17 protein-coding genes and 1 pseudogene are annotated in these 22,804 nt (G+C 34.3%); 15 read left to right on the forward strand and 3 right to left on the reverse strand.

Annotated elements, in window-relative coordinates; all coding sequences use genetic code 11:
- Positions 1–6: 6 nt before the first annotated feature.
- The 12 genes and pseudogenes from MQE36_RS12390 to istB all read left to right on the forward strand — a co-directional run bounded on the left by MQE36_RS12390 (position 7) and on the right by istB (position 13,639).
- On the forward strand, positions 7–1,410 hold the full coding sequence (locus MQE36_RS12390; RefSeq protein ID WP_242936292.1) for a UDP-glucose 6-dehydrogenase: 1,404 nt from the start codon (positions 7–9) through the stop codon (positions 1,408–1,410).
- A gap of 79 nt (positions 1,411–1,489) precedes the next feature.
- Positions 1,490–2,905, forward strand: a complete 1,416-nt coding sequence (locus MQE36_RS12395; RefSeq protein WP_242936293.1) for a lipopolysaccharide biosynthesis protein — start codon at positions 1,490–1,492, stop codon at positions 2,903–2,905.
- Positions 2,906–2,907: 2 nt separating this feature from the next.
- Complete coding sequence (locus tag MQE36_RS12400; RefSeq protein ID WP_242936294.1) at positions 2,908–3,915, forward strand: polysaccharide pyruvyl transferase family protein; 1,008 nt, start codon at positions 2,908–2,910, stop codon at positions 3,913–3,915.
- Positions 3,916–3,997: 82 nt separating this feature from the next.
- The gene (locus tag MQE36_RS12405; RefSeq protein WP_242936295.1) at positions 3,998–5,188 is read left to right on the forward strand and encodes an alginate lyase family protein; all 1,191 of its coding nucleotides are present in this window, start codon (positions 3,998–4,000) and stop codon (positions 5,186–5,188) included.
- Between the two features lie 70 nt (positions 5,189–5,258).
- Entirely contained in the window at positions 5,259–6,179 is a 921-nt protein-coding gene (locus MQE36_RS12410) for a glycosyltransferase family 2 protein (protein WP_242936296.1), read from the forward strand.
- 45 nt (positions 6,180–6,224) lie between these two features.
- Positions 6,225–7,523: a hypothetical protein gene (locus tag MQE36_RS12415; protein WP_242936297.1), complete on the forward strand. Its 1,299-nt coding sequence runs from the start codon at positions 6,225–6,227 to the stop codon at positions 7,521–7,523.
- The gene (locus MQE36_RS12420; protein ID WP_242936298.1) at positions 7,516–8,724 is read left to right on the forward strand and encodes a glycosyltransferase; all 1,209 of its coding nucleotides are present in this window, start codon (positions 7,516–7,518) and stop codon (positions 8,722–8,724) included. Before MQE36_RS12415 ends, MQE36_RS12420 begins: the two co-directional genes overlap by 8 nt.
- Positions 8,725–8,740: 16 nt before the next feature.
- Positions 8,741–9,883: a glycosyltransferase family 4 protein gene (locus MQE36_RS12425; protein WP_242936299.1), complete on the forward strand. Its 1,143-nt coding sequence runs from the start codon at positions 8,741–8,743 to the stop codon at positions 9,881–9,883.
- On the forward strand, positions 9,870–10,616 hold the full coding sequence (locus MQE36_RS12430; protein WP_242936300.1) for a glycosyltransferase family 2 protein: 747 nt from the start codon (positions 9,870–9,872) through the stop codon (positions 10,614–10,616). Before MQE36_RS12425 ends, MQE36_RS12430 begins: the two co-directional genes overlap by 14 nt.
- 276 nt (positions 10,617–10,892) lie before the next feature.
- Positions 10,893–12,049 (forward strand): IS3 family transposase gene (locus MQE36_RS12435; RefSeq protein WP_423242463.1). Its coding sequence is split into 2 segments (ribosomal slippage): positions 10,893–11,154 and positions 11,154–12,049, totalling 1,158 coding nucleotides; the frame shifts between segments, so codons are not numbered across the junction.
- An 84-nt stretch (positions 12,050–12,133) separates the two neighbouring features.
- Complete coding sequence (locus MQE36_RS12440) at positions 12,134–12,865, forward strand: Mu transposase domain-containing protein (RefSeq protein ID WP_242936302.1); 732 nt, start codon at positions 12,134–12,136, stop codon at positions 12,863–12,865.
- 34 nt (positions 12,866–12,899) lie between these two features.
- A pseudogene (istB, locus tag MQE36_RS12445) lies at positions 12,900–13,639 on the forward strand (IS21-like element helper ATPase IstB).
- A 592-nt stretch (positions 13,640–14,231) separates the two neighbouring features.
- Here the strand turns inward: istB and MQE36_RS12450 are convergent.
- Positions 14,232–14,573, reverse strand: coding sequence for a hypothetical protein (locus MQE36_RS12450; RefSeq protein WP_242936303.1), 342 nt, complete (start codon positions 14,571–14,573; stop codon positions 14,232–14,234).
- A gap of 907 nt (positions 14,574–15,480) precedes the next feature.
- On the opposite strand from MQE36_RS12450, the gene MQE36_RS12455 reads away from it, so the two are divergent.
- From MQE36_RS12455 to MQE36_RS12465, 3 genes are read left to right on the forward strand one after another with little or no spacing between them, the layout of a single operon-like run.
- On the forward strand, positions 15,481–18,534 hold the full coding sequence (locus MQE36_RS12455; protein ID WP_242936304.1) for a SusC/RagA family TonB-linked outer membrane protein: 3,054 nt from the start codon (positions 15,481–15,483) through the stop codon (positions 18,532–18,534).
- Between the two features lie 12 nt (positions 18,535–18,546).
- Positions 18,547–19,935 (forward strand): RagB/SusD family nutrient uptake outer membrane protein, encoded by a 1,389-nt coding sequence (locus MQE36_RS12460; RefSeq protein ID WP_242936305.1) that lies wholly within the window; start codon positions 18,547–18,549, stop codon positions 19,933–19,935.
- A 22-nt stretch (positions 19,936–19,957) separates the two neighbouring features.
- A complete protein-coding gene (locus MQE36_RS12465) occupies positions 19,958–21,352 on the forward strand; it encodes a redoxin domain-containing protein (RefSeq protein ID WP_242936306.1) in 1,395 nt (464 codons plus the stop codon).
- A 53-nt stretch (positions 21,353–21,405) separates the two neighbouring features.
- Here the strand turns inward: MQE36_RS12465 and MQE36_RS12470 are convergent, their stop codons facing one another.
- Positions 21,406–21,645 carry a DUF6520 family protein gene (locus MQE36_RS12470; RefSeq protein WP_242936307.1) on the reverse strand — a complete coding sequence of 80 codons (240 nt, stop codon included), beginning with the start codon at positions 21,643–21,645 and terminating at the stop codon, positions 21,406–21,408.
- A 98-nt stretch (positions 21,646–21,743) separates the two neighbouring features.
- Positions 21,744–22,802, reverse strand: coding sequence for a hypothetical protein (locus MQE36_RS12475; protein WP_242936308.1), 1,059 nt, complete (start codon positions 22,800–22,802; stop codon positions 21,744–21,746).
- Between the last annotated feature and the right edge of the window lie 2 nt (positions 22,803–22,804).

Raw genomic sequence — 22,804 nt, forward strand, 5'->3', positions numbered from 1 at the left:
AATACCATGAAAATAAAAAACATTTGCTGTATTGGAGCCGGATACGTAGGCGGACCAACCATGGCTGTTATAGCACAGAAATGTCCAGATATAAAAGTAACTGTAGTTGATATCAATGCCGATCGTATAGCTGCATGGAATGATGAAGATATAAGTAAATTACCGGTTTACGAACCGGGTTTGGATGAGGTGGTAGCAGAAGCAAGAGGAAGAAACCTGTTCTTTTCTACCGATGTGGATAAGGCTATAGACGAATCGCAAATGATTTTCATGTCGGTAAACACACCTACCAAGACCTATGGTAAAGGAAAGGGAATGGCTGCCGATCTAAAATTTATTGAGCTTTGTGCACGACAGATAGCAAAGGTGGCTAAAGATGATAAAATTGTTGTAGAAAAATCGACATTACCGGTGCGGACAGCATCGGCCATTAAAAATATATTGGATAATACAGGAAATGGTAACGGAATTAAATTCCAGATACTTTCCAATCCTGAGTTTTTAGCCGAAGGAACGGCTATTCCCGATTTAATGAATCCCGACCGGGTATTAATAGGTGGTGATACTACCCCGGAAGGACAAGAGGCAATTCAAGCCTTGGTAGATGTATATGCCAACTGGGTTCCAAAAGAACAAATACTCACTACCAATATCTGGTCTTCTGAGCTGTCTAAACTAACAGCAAATGCTTTTTTAGCACAACGTGTATCATCCATCAATGCAATGTCGGAACTATGTGAAAAAACTGGTGCTGATGTAAACGAGGTGGCAAAAGCTATTGGAATGGATAGCCGTATCGGACCTAAATTTTTAAAAGCCTCTGTTGGTTTTGGAGGATCGTGCTTCCAGAAAGACATACTCAACCTGGTATATATTGCAAAGACCTATGGATTGAATGAGGTGGCAGATTACTGGGAGCAAGTAATTATCATGAACGATCATCAGAAAAAACGCTTTGCAGATAATATCGTAAGTACATTATACAACACCGTATCGGGTAAGAAAATAGCCTTCTTAGGTTGGGCTTTCAAAAAAGATACCAATGACACCAGAGAATCTGCAGCCATTTATGTAGCTGACGATTTATTGAATGAACAAGCCAGGGTTAGTGTATACGATCCAAAGGTTGTAGCAGAACGCATGTATGCGAATCTGGATTATTTAAACACCCGCACGGCAGAAGAAAACAGAGAAGGTTTAGAGGTTTGCAAAGATCCTTATCAGGCCTGCGAAGGATCACATGCTATTGCAGTACTTACGGAATGGGACGAGTTTAAGACCTACGACTGGCAAAATATATATGATAAGATGCAAAAACCGGCATTTGTTTTTGATGGAAGAGGGATATTAGACAAACAACAATTAAAGGACATAGGATTCGTTTATTACAAGATCGGAGAAGATAATTAAACGGTACTTCTACATTGTGTTCAGAATACATTTGTTAAAGATTATTATAATGCTTTAATTATAATGATATTAATGGAATATGGGGAATAGTAAATCAAATAGTCTTTTACAAAAAAGTTTTATTTATGCTATAGGGACTTTTGGTTCTAAAGTTTTAGCTTTTTTGTTAGTTCCCATCTATAGCTATTACCTTAATCAAGATGAGTTTGGTTATTTTGATATTGTAATTACTGGAATAAATTTATTAGTACCATTTTTGACATTGCAAATTTCCGATAGTGTCTTTAGATGGTTATTAACAAATAAAGATGAACGAGAAAGGGAAAATATTATTACCAACAGTTTAATTTTGTTGCTTTTTAATGTCGTCATTACAAGTCTTTTATCATTTTTTTTATTTTTAGTTTATCCATTAAGAGGGCAGTTTTTGGTTACACTTGTATGTTGTTCAGCAATGGTTTATCCATATATGCAACAGGTAGCAAGAGGGGTTGGGAAGAATAAATTGTTTGCATTTAGTGGGTTATTGTATACAATAACATATTTACTATGCAATATCTTTTTTTTAATATATCTAGGTTTAAAGCTGGAAGCATTGTTTTATTCGAACATATTAGCTTATGTGATAGGTTCATTATTTTTGTTTTGGAGGGTTAAATTAAGCATATTCATAAAATTTAGATGTTTTGACTTTTTATATATTAAATCATTATTATCCTATTCTCTGCCTTTAGTGCCAAATACGATAAGTTGGTGGTTAATAAACTCTGCGAGTAAATACATTATTTTGATTTTTATCGGAGTTAGTGCAAATGGAATTTATGCCATGGCTGGAAGATTTCCTGTAATATTAGTGATGGTTAATCAGGTTTTTACCTTGGCTTGGCAAGAAAAAGCTATTGTTGATCATCAAAAGAAGGTGGATAAGAAAAGCTATAAAAAAATATTACAAAATTTAATTAAAATCCAATTTTCACTAGTAGCTGTACTATCTCTAGGCTCTCAATTTATGGTAGATTTTTTGTTGAGCAAAGATTATTATGAGTCATGGTTGTACATGCCTTTGTTATATGTTAGTGTAGCATTTCTATCTTTTTCCGGATTTTATGGAGCTTTTTATTTGGGGGCTAATAAAACCAAGGAAGTTTTTCTAACGACAATTGTTGGTGGAATAGTAAATGTAGTTCTAGCCTTATTATTAGTGAAGCTCATTGGGTTGTGGGGAATAGCGATTGCAAGTGCTATTGGTTATATAACTCTATTTATTATAAGAATTAAATCAACGAAAAAGATTATAAAATTAAATTTCCCTTGGAAAATTTGTATTAAATATGGCGTTCTGTTAATAGTTAGCTTATTTGTAACATATATACAGAATGAGATTTATTCTTTAAGTTTTTTAGTGTTAATAGTTTTATTATTGATTGTAGATAATAAATTATTAATAAAATCACTTATAGAAAGAATAGAAATAAAATCAATCACTAACAGATAAAAATGAAATTTGTAAATAAAAATAGAATAGAAGGACTTAAAAATATAGTAAGGAAAGAGCTTACTAAGTATGTAAATTCTGATTACGTTTTATTGGATTTACCAAATCATAGAAATATAGGTGATTTATTAATTTGGGAAGGAGAGCTTAGTTATCTTCAAGAAATAAATCATAAATTGATATATAGCTGTAATTTAAACACTTATCAGGAGTCTAAGATATCGGAAGGTAAAGTTATATTATTACATGGTGGAGGAAATTTTGGGGATGTATGGAAAGTTAATCAAGAGTTTAGAAATAATATAATTTCAAAATTTAAGAATAATAGAATAATAATTTTTCCTCAAACAATACATTATAATAATCAGGGCAACTTGTCTAGGGATGCGGAGTTATATAACTCACACCCAGATTTAATAATATGTGTTAGGGATACAGTATCATACGATTTAGCAAAAAAACATTTCTATAATTGCACAATTCTGTTGATGCCCGACATGGCGTTCTTTGTTGATCTTTCCTCAAAGCAAACAAAAGTGAAAACAAATAAAACTTTAATAATGAGAAGGTACGATAAAGAATTAGGTAATGTTAAATTACTTAATAAGATTAAGCAAAGCTTGCTATCAGATGGTGATATGTTTGAGGAAAAAGATTGGCCTGGTTTTTATAAAGAGGGTACTTTAATTAGAAGAATTCAGGCTTATTTAATTAGAGCAGAAATAATTGGATCTAAAAAACTATTGAAAATACCATTTCTATGTCAATTAGTAGATGATAACCATGGTTTGAAAAATAGGAATTATAAGAACAAACAAATAAATAAAGGAATCAAATTTATAAATGAGTATGATAAAGTGTACTCTACAAGGCTACATGGTTTTATCCTATCCGTTTTATTAAATAAGGAGATTTTTATTTTTGATAATAGCTATGGGAAAAATAAAAACTTTTTTAATACATGGTTGAGTGATTTTGAAAAGGTTAAACTAATTGGAGATAAGGGGTAGTATATGTATAGGTATAACATTTATAGTGAGAGACGATAGTGCTAAATAAAAATTATTCGTTTATATAATAATCTATGATTATATGAGGAAAAATGTTGTTTTTATCTTTTGCTTCTTTACTATTCAGTTTTTAGCCTCTCAAACATTCTCATTCAAATATGAAGATATACAGAGAATTAAAAGAAAAATTGCATCTTCTGAATCAGAAAACTATAATGAAGCCTATAATTTACTTATTGAAGTAGCAGATTCGGTTAGGAATAGTAGGTATTTTCCAAGGGTGACTTCAAAAAAAATTACAGATGTAACTGCTGATATCCATGATTATGTGAGTATGGCAACATATTGGTGGCCTGATACAACAAAGAATAATAAAGTTCCTTATATTAGAAAAGACGGTGTTGTTAATCTAGAGGTTAAAGTGATTACCGATAATTACAATCTGGTTAGGTTTTGCCGTTCTATTAAGATACTTGGATTGGCTTATTTTTATTCAGGTGATGAAAAATATGCGAAAAAGGGAGGTGAGATGTTAAGAACATGGTTTATCCATCCGGAAACAAAGATGAACCCTAACTTACAACATGCTCAATTTATTAAAGGAGTTAATAATGGAAGGATTGAGGGAATCGTAGACGCTCGTTTTTTTATAGATATGATTGATGGGCTACAATTAATGAAAAAGAGTCGTTATATTACTGATGATAATGTTTTAAAAATAGAGGAATGGTTTAAAACTTTTTTAAATTGGATGGAAACAAGCGAACAAGGAAGGCAGGGAATGAGTTTAAATAATAATATTGGAACTTCCTATCATTTGCAAAGATTAGTTTACCATGCTTTTATTAATGATTCCATTGCAATTAATAAAATATATGAAAATAGCTTGTTAAGATTATTAAAAAAGCAATTCAGAAAGGATGGAAGTCAACCTTTGGAACTTAAAAGAACACTACCTTTAGGCTATTCAATAGCTAATTTAGAATATTGGGTTAAAATCTCAAACCTCCTCGAGAGCTTTGAAATAAATATTAATAAGTTTGAAGGAGATATTAGGCCAACCATACTGAATGCATACAAATACTTAACGGCTAGTTTTGAAAATAATTCAGTAGCTTTTTCTTCAATATTATTAAGTAGATATTTTGCTAATGTTGATGTAAGGGAGTCCAATAAAGAATCACAAAATGCAAACTTAAATATTAATCAGGATGATGTGAAAATAAATTTATCTAGAAAAAATGTTGCCACTTTTTTAACAATAATTAAATAATTAAAAACATTCTAGAGATCGTAATCGTAGTACATGAATAATTTGTGAATTTGAAGTTAATGAATAGTTTATGAAGTTAAGTGTTGTAATGCCAGTGTATAATGGTTCAGAATATTTGAAGGAGGCTATGGATAGTATTCTTAATCAGAGTTTTTCAGACTTCGAATTTATTATAATAAATGATGGTTCTACAGACAATACCTTGCAAATAATAGAATCATATAATGATGATAGAATATTTGTAATAGATCAGGAAAACAAAGGGTTGGCAGTTTCTTTAAATATAGGTCTTCAATATGCTAAGGGGAAATACATAGCAAGGATGGACGCAGATGATATAGCTCATCCAGATCGTTTTAAGCAGCAGCTAAATTTTTTAAAAAATAATACAGATGTAAAATTATTAGGAACAGCGGTAACTGTAATTGATAGGTTTGGAAATCAGGTTTGTACAGACATACCATATACCGGAAATAAGTTTTTAAAAAAATATATGAATAATGTAGGAAATCCATTTAAACATCCTACAGTAGTGTTCGATAGGAAGTTAGCAATAAGTTTGGGAGGGTATAATGAATGTATTGGTAAATATTTTGAAGATTATTTTTTATGGAGCCAAATAGCCCGGAAGGGAAAAGTTGAAATAATGGAAGAAAGGTTATTGCAATATAGGATTACACCTGGCTCAATAATGAGTTCGATAAAAAGTAATACTTTTTCAAAATTTATGGTTCAAGTTGTGCAACGAGGATTTTTCACGAATGATGATGCAAGAGAAATGAGAAAAATTAAAACCTTAGATGATCAAGAATTAAATATTAATAATAAGGTAAATATTTACAATCGGAGAATTAGTCAAACCAAAAACAGACGCATCGTTAAAATATATAAATTCATTTCCTCAATATTAAATGAAAAAATAGCTTTGAAATTTTTAATATTGATGATGAAATTTAAAATTAATTTAACATATATCAATAAAGGGCAATAGTAGTTTTTAATACCATTATTAATTATCGTATTTTAAGAAAGGACAATGGCAAAATTAATATTAATTATAATTGCATTTATATATATATATCCTATTTTTTTACAAGCAATACCTGTTCCATTGGATCGTGTCCTTCAGGCTATAGGATTCTTTACGTTTATAGTAACACCTAATTTTAGAATTAAAATTATTAGAGCCTCTGGTTTTTGGAAATTTTACTTTTTAACTTTTATAATTTTAATTCTTGTTTTTTTTGCACAGTTAAGAGTCGGAAGTAATGATTTATATTTTTTTAAAACTATTGCAGATACTTTTCTAAGTTTTTTTTCTTCTTACCTAATAATATGGTTTGGGCATCAATACATTAAAAGATTTAATTTAGCCTATTTATTACAACTAATTGTATTCCTTGCCGTTATTCAAAGCTTAATATCATTTTTCTTTTTTACTAATCCAGGTATTTATGAGACTTATTTGTCATTTTTAAATGAGACGGCTAACGAAGGTTTGATTTCAAGGATAGGATTGCTAAATAAGAGGTTTATGGGGATTGGTAGTAATTTCTTTTCTGGTGTTATTAAATATGGACTTGCGCTTTTCTCGTTAATTATTTTACCTTATTATGATAAGAAATTAATCATATCCAAGAATAAATACTTGTATTGGTTTTGTTTGTTAATGATTTTGGTTGGAGGGGTTCTTACAGGTAGAACATTCTTTGTTGCAATTGCTCTTGGTTTAGTTATGAAGATGTTTTTGGAAAAAGTAAATATTATTTTATTGCTAAGAAGAGGTATTAAGCTCATTATTATATTGGCTATTACAATTCCTATTATTCTCTTAGTTGCCAAATCATTTATTGACTTAGATAGATTGAGTGTAGTGTATGGATTTATTTTTGAGCTTTTTATTAATTTTTTATCAGAAGGAGAAATATCTACTTCATCAACTAATAAAGCTTTAGATATGTATATTTTTCCTGATAATATTGAAACATGGTTTTATGGAGATGGAAAAATGTTGATGCCAACTGGAGAATATTATATGGGGACAGATATTGGTTTTATAAGATTGATATTTTATTTTGGCATTATATCTACATTATTGTTTTATCTTGTATTAATATATTATGGTAAAATCATTAAAAAGTTGATTAAAATTAAATCATTTAATATATATATAGCTTTTGTAATGATATGGATCATTATTTTAAACTTAAAGGGAATTGCTTATGGAAATTATTTTTTTGTTCTTCTTCTAGTAGCTGCGATTGTAGAGAAAAATAATCGTAGAAATATGATTTTGAAAAAGTATAAATCTAAGGTAAATTGTGGTGATGACTAAAAAAAAGATAATCATTTTTTCTTCAAGTTACCCTTATGGTAATACTGAAACGTTTCTTCATAATGAAGTATTATTTTTGTCCAAGTATTTTGATATTGAAATTTATCCTTTGTATTTAAAGGATACTAATGATATACCAATCGATGGTTTACCTTCTAATGTTATTTATCATGAACCATTCATAAAAAGAAATTATGTTAGAAGATTTCTAAATGGAATATTTAATACAAGCCCGTTATTACCTTACCTATCGGATTTGAAAAGTTTATTTTTAAATTCTATTGATAAAAAATACTCCCTTAAAGAATGGATATTACATTTAATCGCATATAGAAGTATTCTTGCCAGTTCAAGGTTTAAAAATGTGTTTAAGGAATCTATTACATCCAACACGATAATATATTTTTATTGGAATAATTATCCTATTGGTTTATTTAATGTGTATAATAAAAATATATTTATTCGAGTGCATGGAGGAGAAGTTAATTTTAAACGCCATGCTAATTATATTCCATTAATTAGACATAGAGTAGTCAGTAAAAAAAATATCAAATACTTACCTATTTCTAATGATTCTGCATCTCGGTTGAGGGAAATATCTTCTAATGTTTATTTTGTTATAAACAGATTAGGAGTAAATGATTTAGGATTAAATCCAACCCCCGACCTTAATGTTATCAATATAGTCAGTTGCTCAAATGTTATTAAGATAAAGAGGGTACACTTAATAATAGAAGCCCTATCAAAAATAAAGAAGAAGAATATTAATTGGATCCATTATGGAGATGGACCATTGCTTGAAGAACTTAAGTATAAATCAAGATCACTACCTAAAAATATTAAGTGCTCATTTCCAGGTAGAATAAGTAATAATGAAGTGTTGTCCGGTTACAAATATAAAGGTGTTGATTTATTTATTAATATAAGTGAAACTGAGGGAGTTCCAGTTAGTATTATGGAGGCTCTTTCTTTTGGGATACCTTGTTTTGCGACTGATGTAGGCGGTACATCGGAAATTATGGATAACACAATCGGTAAATTAGTTGAAAAAGATTTTAATATCGATGAATTAACACATTTTATATTAAACATAAAGAGTTTGGAATCTGAAAATAATTATAGGGAAAATGCAAGGTTGAGATGGGGGTCTATGTGTGATTCAAAATTTAATTACAAGAAATTATATAATATATTTAACTAATTTATCAATAACTTGCATGAAGTGTCTTCATATAGCAAATGATTACTCAGGGTCTAAAATTTATTCAAATTTATTTAAGCATTTAGATGATAATGATTTTTCTCAGACAGTGTATACAGCAATTAGGAGAGAAAATCTAATTGATAATAATAAGATTGATTTTAGAAACGAAAAATCTCAAATATACTACAGACATATATTAAATATATGGACAAGGGTTAATTTCTTTCATAAAAAAGAAAAAATATTCTCCGATTTGCTAAAAGAGTTAGATAATATAGAATCTTTTGATATTATTCATGCACATACATGGTTTAGTGATGGGGCAGTGGCGTACGAGCTACATAAAAAATATAATATACCATATATTATTGCAGTTAGAAGCACAGATATTAAAATATTCTTAAAGTATTTCTTGCATTTGAGAAGATATGGAATTAAAATTTTGATGAATGCAAGTAAAATAATTTTTATTTCTCCATCATACCGTAAAATGTTCATTCAAAATCAATTTATAAAGAAACGATTAAAATATTTTGAAAATAAAATTTTGATTATTCCTAATGGTATAAATCAATTTTGGTTAAATCATATTAATACAAAAAAAAGTGACTACTTTGGTGTGTTTAAGATTTTATTTATAGGAACTTTTATTAAAAGAAAGAATGTACACAGATTAATAAAGGCAGTCACAAATCTGAATAAAAGTGGTTTTAAATGTGAATTATTGCTAGTCGGAGGTGGCGGTAGATATCATTATAAAATATTAAAACTCATTTCCAAGTATAGTTTTATAAGATACCTAGGTGAAGTTTATGATAAAAACAGATTAAAGGATTTACTTGCAACATCCAATTTATTTGCAATGCCTTCTTATAATGAGACTTTTGGTTTAGTATATGCTGAAGCTCTAACACAAAGTACTTTAATTATGTATGCTCAGAATGATGGAGTTGATGGGATATATTCCGAAAAAACGGGAGTTAAAATCAATCCATTTAGTGTGCAATCTATTGAAAGTGGTATTTTAGCTATAGCAGAAAATTATAAAGAATATAATTTTAATCCAACTGAAGAGACAAAAGTTAACGATTGGGAAAGAATAGCAAAGCAATATAGAAATATATATAATTTTATATTAAATAATGACAACAGTTAGCATTATTACACCAACTTATAATTCTTTGGAATATATTAATGAAACCATTGAATCTATAATAAATCAAACATATGAAAATTGGGAGTTATTAATAACTGATGATTGTTCAGCAGATGGAACTTGGGAGTTGCTAAAAGAATATGCTGAGAAAGATTCAAGGATTAAAATTTTTCAATTAGAATTTAATTCTGGACCGGGAGTTGCACGTAATAATTCAATTCAAAATGCTTCAGGAAGATTTATTTCATTTTGCGATAGTGATGATGTATGGAAGCCGAATAAGTTAGAGGATCAGATTAAGTTTTTATCAGATAATGATCTTCCATTTACGTATTCCTCTTATCAAAAAATGGATGAAAATGGGAATTTAGGCGGTATTATTAATGTACCGGAAAAGTTGTCATTTAATGACCTTTTGAAAACTTGCCCTATTGGCTGTTTAACAGCAATTTATGATACCGAAAAAATAGGTAAGGTTTATATGCCCATTATAAGAAAAAGGCAAGATTATGGTCTTTGGTTGAAAATTTTTAAAGAAATTAGAGAAACCAGAGGTATGCAAGAAGTTTTAGCTTATTATAGAGTAAGGACTAACTCAGTTTCAAGTAATAAACTTAGAGCAGCAAAGTATCATTTTAAGGTATTGAGAACAGTAGCTAAGGTACCATTTATTAAGGCTTGTTATTATTTTGTGTTGTATGCATTTAGTGGATTATTTAAGTATTTAAAATAATTAAGTTCATAAAGGTCTCCTTGCCTTTACTAAAATTTAACTAACAAACGGAAACTTATGTTCTGGTATATAGCAGGAATTTTATTAGAGAGCATATTGCCGGCAAGGAGATGTTCATTGATTTTGCAGGCAAGAAACTGCATATTGTAGACAAAGCTACTGGAGAAATAATACCGGTAGAGGTATTTGTTGCTATTTTGCCCCACAGCCAGTATACTGTAAGGCTCCCTAAAAAACGAAGCGTTATAAATTAGAAAAACGTTTAAATTTAGGGTAATGAAAAAAACAAGACACACCGAAACACAGATCATCAAGATCTTAAAGTCCCAGGAATCCGGACAATCCGTGACTGACCTATGCCGGGAACATGGGATCAGCCAGGCCACTTTTTATAATTGGAAGAGCAAATATGGAGGTATGGATGCCAACCAACTTAAGAAGATGAAAGAGATGGAGGCAGAACTGTCCCAGTTCAAACGGATGTATGCCGATCTTGCTTTTGAAAACAATGCATTAAAAAACCTGATCGAAAAAAAGCTCTAAGGCCTGTCGATAAACGAGCAGCAGTTGGATATTTAGTCAAAGAGGAACACTTAAGCATCCGGCGGGCCTGTACAGCACTCAGTCTAAGCATATCGGTTTACTATTATCGTTTTAAAGCCAAGACAGAGGATCGGCATATCATAGATGAATTAGAGAAATTGGCGGAGGCTTATCCTACATATGGTTTTAAAAAGATGTATTATTTGTTACGGTCCAAAGGATATCTGTGGAACCATAAACGGGTTTATAGGGTTTATGTGATGATGAGCCTGAACATTCGGCGAAAACGCAAGAGAAGGCTCCCTGCACGTATTAAAACACCACATATCATACCGGTGGACTGTAATATTACCTGGAGTATGGATTTTATGCAGGATACCTTGATAAGCGGGAAGAGTTTTAGAACTTTTAATGTGATTGATGACCATAACAGGGAAGCTCTTATGATAGGGATTGACACCTCACTGAGTGCCAGACGTATTGTGAGGGATCTGGACAGACTCATTAGTTGGAGAGGGACTCCTAAAGTAGTACGAGTGGATAATGGCCCAGAGTTCACTTCAGCTGTATTCGACTCCTGGGCACGTAAACACAGTATCAAAATTTGTTTCACACAACCCGGTAAACCAACTCAAAACTCTTTAATTGAGCGATTTAATGGCTCTTATAGAAAAGAGGTTTTAGATGCACATTTATTTTTTGAATTAAATCAGGTAAGAGATCAAACACAAACATGGCTATGGAATTACAATAATATCAGGCCACACAAGTCCTTGGGATATAAAACCCCAGTCAATTTTGTAAAGCAAAGAAGCAAAACGCGTTTTGCTTCCCTTATAATCGACCAACACTTAATGGAAAATACTATATTTGAAAGTGCTTCTATTTAGGGGAGTCTTACACCACAGGATAAGGCTTTGGTCGAAAATGCTGTCCACCTAGCCTACCAACGTATTTATTATCCACTTCGGGAGATGACCTTCTTTTCTCTGGCAGAACTTAACAGGGAAATACGCAAACTTTTGGAGCGCTACAATAATCTTTTGTTCCAACGTAAGCAAGGCAGCCGTAAAGAACGCTTTCAATCTGTGGAGAGGTCCTATTTAAAGCCCTTGCCCCAAACACCCTACCAGATTAAAGGGTATAAAAGGGCTAAGGTACAGAAGATGGGGTATGTGTACTTTTCCCCAGACAAGAGCTACTACAGTGTTCCTTACCGTTATATTGGCAAACACACTATGATACACTATACCCAAGACACGGTGGAGGTATATTACAACCACCGACGTATAGCTCTTCATTGTCGTAACCCTTCTAAAGGGGAGTACAACACCAACAAGGGTCATCTCAGCAGCACCCATAAGGCCTACACGCAGTGGAGTCCAGAATATTTTAAGCGGTTAGCCAGTCCACATGGCAAGCATGTCGTATCGTGTATAGAACGGATATTGGCCGTAACCGATTACCCTGAAACAGGGTACAAGCGTGCCATGGGGGTGGTACAGCTACATAAGACCTATGGGAGCGAACGACTCAACAAAGCCTGTCAAAGGGCTTTACAGGCCGGTGCCATCTCTTACAGGCGCATCAGCAATATTTTGAAAAACAACATGGATAAATCAACCCTGTTTGACCAGGATCTTGATCAAGACAAGTCCCATATCCCCAAGCACGGGAACATCCGTGGGGCTTCGGCATATCAATAGAACAAATGTTTAACCTTTATAAATTTTTAAGACAATGAACAATCACCAGACCATTGAAAAACTCCAACAGATGAGGCTTAAGGCCATGGCCGGGCTCCACCACAGGTACATGAACGAAAACCAATACCAAGACCTTACGGCCGATCAGTACCTGGCCTTATTGGTAGACCATGAATGGGAAGACCGGCAAAACAAAAAAATAGACCGGTTGCGAAAAGCAGCACGTTTTAGGCAAAAAGCCTCTTTGGAAGAGATCGATTACGCCCAGCAGCGCAACCTGGACAAGAACACCTTCCACCGGTTGGGAACACTGGATTTTATCTCCCGGAAGGAGAACATCATCATCACCGGGGCCAGTGGGACAGGTAAAAGTTACCTGGCACAGGCCTTGGGGTACCAAGCCTGTAACATGGGCCTCAGGGTTAATTATGCCATTACGGCACGGCTATTGAAAAAGTTCAAGCTCAGTAAAGTGGATGGTACCTACCTGAAGGATCTCCAAAAGCTGCTTAAATGTAATTTGTTGATCCTTGATGATTTTGGACTGCAGGCCTTTGATAATCATGCCAGGGAAACACTCATGGACATTATCGACGACCGTTACAATAAGACATCCACCATTATTGCTTCCCAAATCCCAGTCTCTGCATGGTATGACATTATTGGGAGGGGACCATTGCCGACGCAATACTGGACCGTATCGTTAACTCCTCACACCGTATTGACCTGAAAGGGGAAAGCTTGAGAAAAGGGGTTTTAAACAAAGAAGAATAACTATTTTTTTATATCATTGTATGATCTTTCCAAGTGGCACTATGAGACCGAAATGCGTGGCATGGTCACTCCGAAATAGCCATGTTTTTTTCAGCTTGCGGGTAACTGATTATATCACTCCAAATATAGTTATTTAACAGGTTTATACCGGATAACAATACTTTTTAATATCGCTTATATAAAAATTAAAGCATAAATATAAAACAAAACCTCCCCAACTCATAGAGGTGAAATTCCCCCATTTTTCAAAGCAAGCAATAAAAAGGTAATATCCTTTACGCTAATCCGAAATCTACTTATAGATCCCTCTAATAGAGTCTATTTGTAGTAACCTGTACAGTCATTTTAGGATTAAGAAAAAGAGTTGTATAATTATATCAGGATTTATTTAATAACCTGTATAGTTATTTTAGGACGGGTCATCAAGCCGGGTTCCAGTATAGATAGAGCATACCAAAGCCATACCAAAGGCTAGTATAGAGTATGAGAAAAACTTGTATGTTTTTACCAACTTTGTCCAAATATGGCCGCGAAGAGCATAACCAGCAAACAAATTGTATATAGATAACTTAAAGCAATATTTTAATAAACCTTATTTATCTTTCTTTTGTTTCTGTCTTTTTTTAGTCTTTTTTGTTCTTAAAAACTCTACAATTTCCTTCTTCTCCTTACTCAATACCCTTTCAAAGAAATCAGTAATTGATATCTCGAAATAATCACAAAGAAGAAGAAGTTTGATCATTCCAAAATTAGGATTAGACTCCATACGCCCCATGTTCAAAGTAACTTTGTATTTCTGAGCAAATTCTATATTAACATCTGATTGAGATAACCCTTTTGGTCTTCCTTGAGAAATACCTTTTTCTTCTCTAAGCTCTTTAAGAACCATTTCAATAGAAGTGGTATAATGCAAAATATCTACCTTCTCGATCATGAACTCAAAAGACGGTAATAAATAAAATAATATCAACGACGTTTGTGTCGTTAAAATATTTTAAATATATTTGATAACCCTTTATGAAGGAAAGGGTTATTTTTGCAATTCTTCATATAGAAAAAACATTAGAAGCAATTGCTTTGAGTCTCGGATTGAAAACTGGTAATTTTTAGACAACGAGATGATAAGTAAATTTGCTCACGACCCGGGCGTGGGCTCACTTATCGTTGTCAGGCATACCAGTGCCCCAATCCGGTTTGTTGAGTTCCACGCCCAATTATTTATATACATTAGGCTTTCTCAACTTTTCTTAGCATAGCTTCCTGGTTTTTATTCGAGGTTTTGCAATATGAGATTTCTCCCTAAAGTCGAAATGACATTGGGATTAATTAAACAAGGGTAGAATGAAACACCAACCAAACAACCTTATTAGTAAACAATTTGCAATAACCAAAGCGCAATACAATGTTGCGTTTACGGTGTATTACATTTTGTTTGCCAAAAAACCCAAATGGCCTGTTTAAGCTAACCAGCCGCAATGGCTATTTGGTATTTGTTGCAGGAGTGACGAAAGAATGAATTGGGTTGCATTTTTGCAGCCCCGGTACTTAGAAATGATATACCAGTACTATTTAAGAAATGGTATATCTCCTGCAACTGACGACTACACATAATCATGGTATCCGGCCATATAACGAATCACAAGATCTTAAACATCTAAGGCTGTCCTTCCAAATAAGACCTGTCCTTACGGGGAGCTATTGCTCATGGTAAACGGACTGGTATATAAAAGAGTTAGGATTCGCTCGGTGTTAAAATTAAAGTAAGGCTCCCTAAGAAGTAAAAGGGAAAATTAGAGAGCCTGATACTAACAAAACCTAAGTTTTATAATGTACTCAAAACTATGAAAAATACCTTTATAAACAAGATCAGGTTGCTACTTATTGGCATTCTGCTCATTTCCTTAACCCTATTGACATACAATGCCTGGGGCATGTCAACCAGACTTAACTATATATTAAACTCCCCTCCTCTGGAGGGGTTGAGGGAGAAGCAACATCAGGTTCGGGGTGTGGTTACAGACTCCAACGGAGTTCCGATTCCGGGAGTTCATGTTCTCATTTCAGGTACGCAAACCGGTACATTTACCGATAATAACGGTACCTATAACATTAGCGCCCACCCCACCGATGTTTTAATCTTTTCTTATGTAGGTTTTGATATCATTGAAGAAGCTATCGACAACCGTATAGAAGTGAATATTACCCTTAACGAATCGGTAACTAATCTGGGAGCGGTAACCGTTAATGCAGGCTATTATACGGTTAAGGAAAAGGAGCGTACCGGAAATATTAGCAGGGTAACAGCAAAAGACATTGAATTGCAACCTGTTGCTAATCCTCTAGCTGCCATGCAAGGACGTATGCCGGGGGTGTTTATACAACAGAACACCGGAGTGCCCGGCGGAAACTTTAGTATACAAATACGTGGACGTAATAGTATTGCCAGTGGTAATGAACCGCTTTATATAGTGAATGGAGTACCCTTGAATACAGATCTTATAACATCTAGCCTTGGAATTAATATTATCAATCGTGGGAGCCCATTAAATGGTATAGACCTAAGCGGCGTAGAAAGTATTGAAGTACTTAAAGATGCCGATGCAACTGCCATTTATGGCTCCCGTGGTGCCAATGGGGTAGTACTTATTACCACTAAAAAAGGAAGTATAGGTAAAACCCGTTTTGGTCTGGACATACAGACTGGCTTGGGAAGTGTAGCCAATAAACTGGATTTACTCAACAGTAAGCAGTATGTAATGATGCGTGAAGAAGCTTTTGCTAATGATGGGATTGAGCCCACCGTTGCCAATGCCCGCGATCTCTTGCTTTGGGATGCTGACAGCTATACCGACTGGCAGGAGAAGCTGATAGGTGGGACGGCATACCTGACCAATCTTCAGGGTTCAATATCGGGCGGGAAGGAGCATACCACATTTAGAATAGGTGGTGGATTGCGGGAAGAAACCACTGTTTTTCCGGGTGATTTCAAATATCAAAAAGCTTCCGGGCATGTACAACTGAACCATTTTTCTGAGGACAGACGTTTTAATGCTACATTTTCGGGTAATTATGTTTCGGAGGTAAACGATCTCTTAAATCAAGATTTAACCTCTTTCATCTTTATGCCACCAGTTACTCCTATACCATACACTAAAGACGGGAATCTAAACTGGGGGCCTGAAGGGGGAAGTTTTAATAACCCTTTTGCCATTTTAGAGAAAGAATACAAGGTAAGAACAGAAAATCTGGTAAGTAACCTCACATTAAGTTATGAGTTAACGGAGAGGCTTAAGGTTAAAATAGCTACGGGATATTCCACTGCCAACATACGCGAGGTTCAGATTACCCCAATGGCCTCTATAAATCCCACCCAATTGGCATATTCTAAACCCAATGCAAATTTTAACCATCATTTTACCAAATCCTGGATTATAGAACCACAGTTGGAATTTAAGCACAGATCAGGGAAAAGCGAATTTAATATACTTTTAGGAAGTAGCTTTCAAAAAAACGATACCGAAGGACAATCTATTTATGCTACGGACTTCTCTAATGACCTATTATTGGAGAACTTGGATGCTGCCGGCACTACCTTGGTATCCTCACGCTATAACAATTATAATTACCAGGCAATATTTGGGAGACTAAACTACAACTATAATTCGAAGTATATTTTAAATGTCACTGGGCGCCGAGACGGATCTTCACGCTTTGGTCCCGGAAAGCGTTTTGCCAATTTTGGCGCAGTAGGAGCTGCATGGGTTTTTTCAAACGAGGGGCTTGTAAAACAGGGATTACCATTTCTGAGTTTTGGCAAATTCCGGGGTAGTTATGGGATCACCGGTAATGACCAAATAGGAGATTACCAATACCTGGACTCATATTCTTCCGCTCTTTACACATATCAAGGAACTTCCGGCCTATACCCTACCCGCCTTTTTAACCCTCTATACAGCTGGGAAACCAATAAAAAGCTGGAAGCTGCTATTGATCTGGGATTTATAAGGGATCGCATCAGGCTTTCCGCCGCTTGGTTTCAAAATCGATCGTCAAACCAGTTGGTAGCTTATCCGCTTCCAGCAACAACTGGTTTTTTATCCATTCAGGATAACTTAAACGCTCTAGTTGAAAATACCGGGTTAGAATTAGAACTCAATACATTAAACATAGACAATGACTCTTTTAGATGGACAACTGCTGCTAATATAAGTTTTACTAAAAATACTTTATTGAAATATCCGAACCTAGAAAATTCAGCATATGCTCAGGTCTATGAAATAGGTAAATCGCTTAGTTTAATGCGTAAATATCATGCATTGGGTGTAAATCCGCAAACGGGAATTTATGAATTTGAAGATATCGATGGTGATGGCATGATCAAGCATCCCAATGACTTGCAATCGCTAGTTGAGTTGGATCCTGAATTTTACGGAGGAATAGAAAACACCTTTTCATACAAAAACTTACAATTTAATATTCTTTTCCAGTTTGTAAAGCAGACAGGGTATAATCCTCTTTTTCTATCAGGAACTGCTCCCGGAGCAATGAGCAATAAACCCATAGAGGTTTTGGAGAGGTGGCAACAACCCGGAGATATAACTCACATACCCCAATTTACGCAAAGCACCTCTACTGAGGCTTACACAGCATTTAGGAATAGTCGTTCTTATGGTGACAATCGGTTTATAGACGCCTCCTTTGTAAGACTTAAAACCATATCACTTTCGTACCTTTTATCAAACGGTTTGCTTAAGAACTCTAAGACCAGTCTTTATATACAGGGGCAAAATCTATTGACCATAACCGGATACAAAGGGTTTGATCCCGAATATACTACCTCACTTAAACTGCCTCCCTTAAAGATGTTTACCATGGGAGTGCAAATCATTTTTTAAAACCAACATATAATGAAAACCATTAATACACAATTGTTTCTTTTTTTGAAATGGAAAAACATAGCATTGATACTGATCGTATCTTTATATGCCTGTGAGAGTTTTGTAGAACCAGAACCTCCCAAAAACGAACTTACAAGAGAGAATATTTTTGTTGATAAGCAAACCATTGAAGCTTCACTTATAGGCATTTACAGCCAGATGACAGAAGGTTTTGGCGGTTTCGCAAACTATCAGACAACCTTGTTTGGTGGGTTATGCTCGGATGAACTAGACAACTATTCAACAAGTCCTTCACAATTGGAATTTTATGAAAACAGCCTGATGCCAGACAACGTTGATATTATAAGGTTATGGAGTGAACCTTATGAATATATATACCAGACAAACGCTATAATGGAAGGGCTCTATAAAACCGAAAACATTGCCGGAATTTTTAAAGATGAAATAAGAGGGGAAGCTCTATTTATACGTGCTTTTTGTCATTTTTACCTTGCTAACTTTTTTGGGAATATCCCCTATATAACCACTACCGATTATATTGAAAATGCCGTGGCTTCCAGAGACCCCATAAACGAGGTTTATGAACATATCATTAATGATCTAAAAGAAGCCAGCTCTTTGCTTCCTGAATCTTATGTGACTGACGGAAGGTTACGTCCAAACAAACATACGGTTCAGGCATTGCTGGCCAGGGTTTATTTATATAATGAGGATTGGAAAAATGCTGAAATATTGGCTGAAAATGTAATAAAGGCTTCTCAATATTATCAGCTGGAACAAGACCTGAACAGCGTGTTTCTAGTAGGCTCCAAAGAAGCTATCTGGCAATTATACCCGGTAATCACAGGGCTTAATACGATTGAAGGATATGCCTTTATACTAAGCAGAGCTCCATATAATGTCGCTCTCAACAAGACTGTGTTTGATACATTTGACAGTAACGATTTAAGAAAAGATACATGGATAGGGACTCTAACCTCAGGTACCGAAACCTATTACTACCCATATAAATACAAGGTCAATTTTGATGCAACTCTTTCCGAATATTATATGGTATTTCGCCTTGCTGAGCAGTACCTAATACGGGCTGAGGCCAGGGCTCAGTTAAATAACCTGGACTGGGCGCTTGCCGACCTGAACAAGATACGGAACCGGGCAGGGCTAGAAAATTTTGAAAGTACATCTAAAGCAATGATACTGGAAGCCATTTATACAGAACGGCAACGGGAGCTCTTTGCCGAGTGGGGACACCGTTGGTTTGATTTAAAACGTACCGGGAGGGCTAATGAAGTATTGTCTGCCATAAAACCCGGTTGGGAAACAATCGATGTACTATTTCCCATACCACAAAGTGAATTACAAAATAATCCGAATATGCCCCAGAATCCGGGGTATTAAAATCTTACAAAATAAACTAACGATGATAAAAAGATATATGTATGTGTTGCTACTGATTACTGCCTGTAATAGCATCACTTCTCAAAATAGGCAAACAACGTCTAACCAAGACGATTTGGCATCTATTAACGAAGAACAGGTATCATACCCGGAAATAGGCAAACCCATGCCTGATTTTACATTAACTAATATACAATACTATGAAAAGAAAGAAGCTTCATTAAAAGATTTTAAGGGAAAATGGCTTGTCCTTGATTTTTGGAACCGTTATTGTGTAAACTGTATAAAAGGCTTTCCCAAGATAAACGGACTTCGCAAACAGTTTGACGGAAAGGTAGAGTTTATCCTGGTAGGACGTAATGATGGGAAACTTTACAGCGGATCTGAAAAGATCTATCAAAGAATACTGGCAAAGTATGATCTTGATTTACCTTTAGTATATGATGCTTCATTATTTGATAAGTTCGGGGTAACATCCGTACCGCATATTATCTGGATAGATGATAAAGGAATTGTTCGGGCTATTACCGCAGGCACCGATTTGAACACCGAAAATTTGAATGCATTTCTTGCAGGCGAATCCCCTTACGTATTTCATAAACTAAACAAAAAGGAAGAAAATTTAAAGAAGAATTCGTATGATTTTAGCAAACCGTTATTAATAGACAAGAACGGGGGCAAAGCCCATGATTTTTTATATAGATCGCTTCTTACGGGAAAAAACAACACTATTTATGGAAGTATCTATTCAAGCTTTTTTTATCCTCACATGGGCAATAAGCCTGGATTTAGTGCTATCAATACTCCCTTAAAAGCTCTCTATCAAATTGCATATGGAGATACTATAAGATCAAATCCAGACATAATTGACCAACCTAACAACTATGGTAAGTGGTGGCATACTCCTTTACTTGAGGTCAAGGATAGTAGTGACTTTAAAATTAACCCCAAAACCGGAAAAGGAATTTATTGTTATGAACTTATAGTGCCTCAAAGCAAAAAGGCAAACACCCATTACAGACAACAAATCATGCAACGTGATTTAAAGAGTTATTTTGGATACAAGGTGACTGTAGAAATTAGAAAAATGCCCTATTGGAAAGTAAAAACCACAGACAAAGCACAAAAGGCATTAAAAACCAAAGGTGAAAATCCGTTTGTAGCAGGCAACCCAACCAAAATAGAACTCGTTAACCAACCAATGAAACAATTAATCAGGCTTTTATGGGGATTACACCAATTAGGATCACCATTTATAGATGAAACCGGGATTGAAGGGAATATTGATATTTCATTAGAAGGGATGCTAACAGATTTTAGCACATTAAAAAAAGTACTTAAAAAAAACGGAATAGAATTAGAAAAAGGTTTAAAAAAGATGAAGGTTATTGTTATCCAAGACCCTAAAGAAAATTAAATAAATCAAAGTGGCCACCCAAAACTTGTGGAATGGCCACTTCTTTTAATTAATTATTGGATTGGTCTTCGCCATTCGTCTACACAACCCTGATTTTGATAATAGGTAAAAGAACCTAATGTACAAATCGGGTCATTTTCATCTGTGCTGGTACAGTCAAGTGGTTTTTCTACCAATTGATTACAATTGTCCGATCTGTAAGCATCACTAATAGCATCATAATTGGACGCTATAGCTCCTCCAATAGCCGCCATAAAGGCAGCTGCGGTTAAAAAACGCTGAATCCTTTTCATTGTTTTTAATTTTTAAGGTTAAACATATGGCCTGATTTTTACAGGTTATGGCCTTCCTTCCTGATCTTACATGTAAAATATCTTAAGTCCGTTTTTTGCTAATTCAAATTGTTTTCATCCAACTCATATTTTACTAAAGCATTAGAATACAGCACCATAAATTGACCTCCATGTATCATGTAATCTTTAATGGATTGCCCATGTATATTGCGGATATAAAAGCTATGTTTATATACTCCCTTTTTTAGATTGTATACATCAATCACGGTGTTTTTTTGAAATTGTTTTTGAGGTTCATTCTTTGCCCGTACCGGAGAATGGTTGAAGAACCATTGCCCCTGTGAATGACTCCTTCGACTTATTATAGGTGGGAGACTGGCCATGGAACGCTGGCCATTACGCTTTATTTCCCTAATCTTTATGTTAGCTGTTGTGGTAGTGTCTATGGTATTATACCGGGCAATAACTTCTAAGCTTTTATCCATTACGATATATTGATTGCGGTAATAATATGTATATACAAGTTTTTGTAGTTGTGAATTGTAATGTATGGTTCCATCAGTACAAAAGAATCCGTCTACCTGTTCTTCCAAAGCTTTTGGGTTTAGGGTGGTAGTTAATGTATTGATATTTAGCATCCCTAATCGCCTGCCTTGTTCAGGCACTAATTTTATTACTGCCAGCTTGTAAGTATCTACGGGGATAGCCTCATTAAAGTAATTGTTTCTCAAATCGATTGCCTTTAATTTCCAATCGTGAATACTTCCTTTAATTAGCATGGGTTTAGTACCATCGGTAAGGAAGATTCCCATATCATTAACCGTTAGTTGTGTTCTGGCGAGATTAATTTTTATAGAGTCCGGGAGTTGCAAATTGATGGTATCAGTGATATGTAAATTCGAATCAATTTCTAGTATAGATAATGGATTACCTTTTTGATGCAGGTAAATATGATGCTTGGTAAGCCCTGCAAACTGGTATTGTTCCTTAGGCAGTTTAAGCTCTTTTTGTACTTCTGAAATAGCATGTGGCGGAAACAGGCGGATAAAACTACTAGGTAAATGGTTGTTGTAATCGGTGTAAAAAAACAAGCCGAGTACCGTACCACTACTAAAAAGTAGTATGAGGAGGATGACTATGAGTGTTCGCTTTTTCATGA

Origin of the sequence: Zhouia spongiae, from assembly GCF_022760175.1 — a bacterium.
In the GTDB taxonomy this organism is placed as follows: domain Bacteria; phylum Bacteroidota; class Bacteroidia; order Flavobacteriales; family Flavobacteriaceae; genus Zhouia; species Zhouia spongiae.

Bases quoted from the DNA above. Each gene is read 5' to 3' on its own strand.
- MQE36_RS12450 (WP_242936303.1), bottom strand. From the start codon at position 14,573: ATGATCGAGAAGGTAGATATTTTGCATTATACCACTTCTATTGAAATG.
- MQE36_RS12405 (WP_242936295.1), top strand. From the start codon at position 3,998: ATGAGGAAAAATGTTGTTTTTATCTTTTGCTTCTTTACTATTCAGTTT.
- MQE36_RS12455 (WP_242936304.1), top strand. From the start codon at position 15,481: ATGAAAAATACCTTTATAAACAAGATCAGGTTGCTACTTATTGGCATT.
- MQE36_RS12475 (WP_242936308.1), bottom strand. From the start codon at position 22,802: ATGAAAAAGCGAACACTCATAGTCATCCTCCTCATACTACTTTTTAGT.
- MQE36_RS12465 (WP_242936306.1), top strand. From the start codon at position 19,958: ATGATAAAAAGATATATGTATGTGTTGCTACTGATTACTGCCTGTAAT.
- MQE36_RS12470 (WP_242936307.1), bottom strand. From the start codon at position 21,645: ATGAAAAGGATTCAGCGTTTTTTAACCGCAGCTGCCTTTATGGCGGCT.
- MQE36_RS12400 (WP_242936294.1), top strand. From the start codon at position 2,908: ATGAAATTTGTAAATAAAAATAGAATAGAAGGACTTAAAAATATAGTA.
- MQE36_RS12460 (WP_242936305.1), top strand. From the start codon at position 18,547: ATGAAAACCATTAATACACAATTGTTTCTTTTTTTGAAATGGAAAAAC.
- MQE36_RS12420 (WP_242936298.1), top strand. From the start codon at position 7,516: ATGACTAAAAAAAAGATAATCATTTTTTCTTCAAGTTACCCTTATGGT.
- MQE36_RS12440 (WP_242936302.1), top strand. From the start codon at position 12,134: ATGACCTTCTTTTCTCTGGCAGAACTTAACAGGGAAATACGCAAACTT.
- MQE36_RS12390 (WP_242936292.1), top strand. From the start codon at position 7: ATGAAAATAAAAAACATTTGCTGTATTGGAGCCGGATACGTAGGCGGA.
- MQE36_RS12425 (WP_242936299.1), top strand. From the start codon at position 8,741: ATGAAGTGTCTTCATATAGCAAATGATTACTCAGGGTCTAAAATTTAT.
- MQE36_RS12410 (WP_242936296.1), top strand. From the start codon at position 5,259: ATGAAGTTAAGTGTTGTAATGCCAGTGTATAATGGTTCAGAATATTTG.
- MQE36_RS12415 (WP_242936297.1), top strand. From the start codon at position 6,225: ATGGCAAAATTAATATTAATTATAATTGCATTTATATATATATATCCT.
- MQE36_RS12430 (WP_242936300.1), top strand. From the start codon at position 9,870: ATGACAACAGTTAGCATTATTACACCAACTTATAATTCTTTGGAATAT.
- MQE36_RS12395 (WP_242936293.1), top strand. From the start codon at position 1,490: ATGGGGAATAGTAAATCAAATAGTCTTTTACAAAAAAGTTTTATTTAT.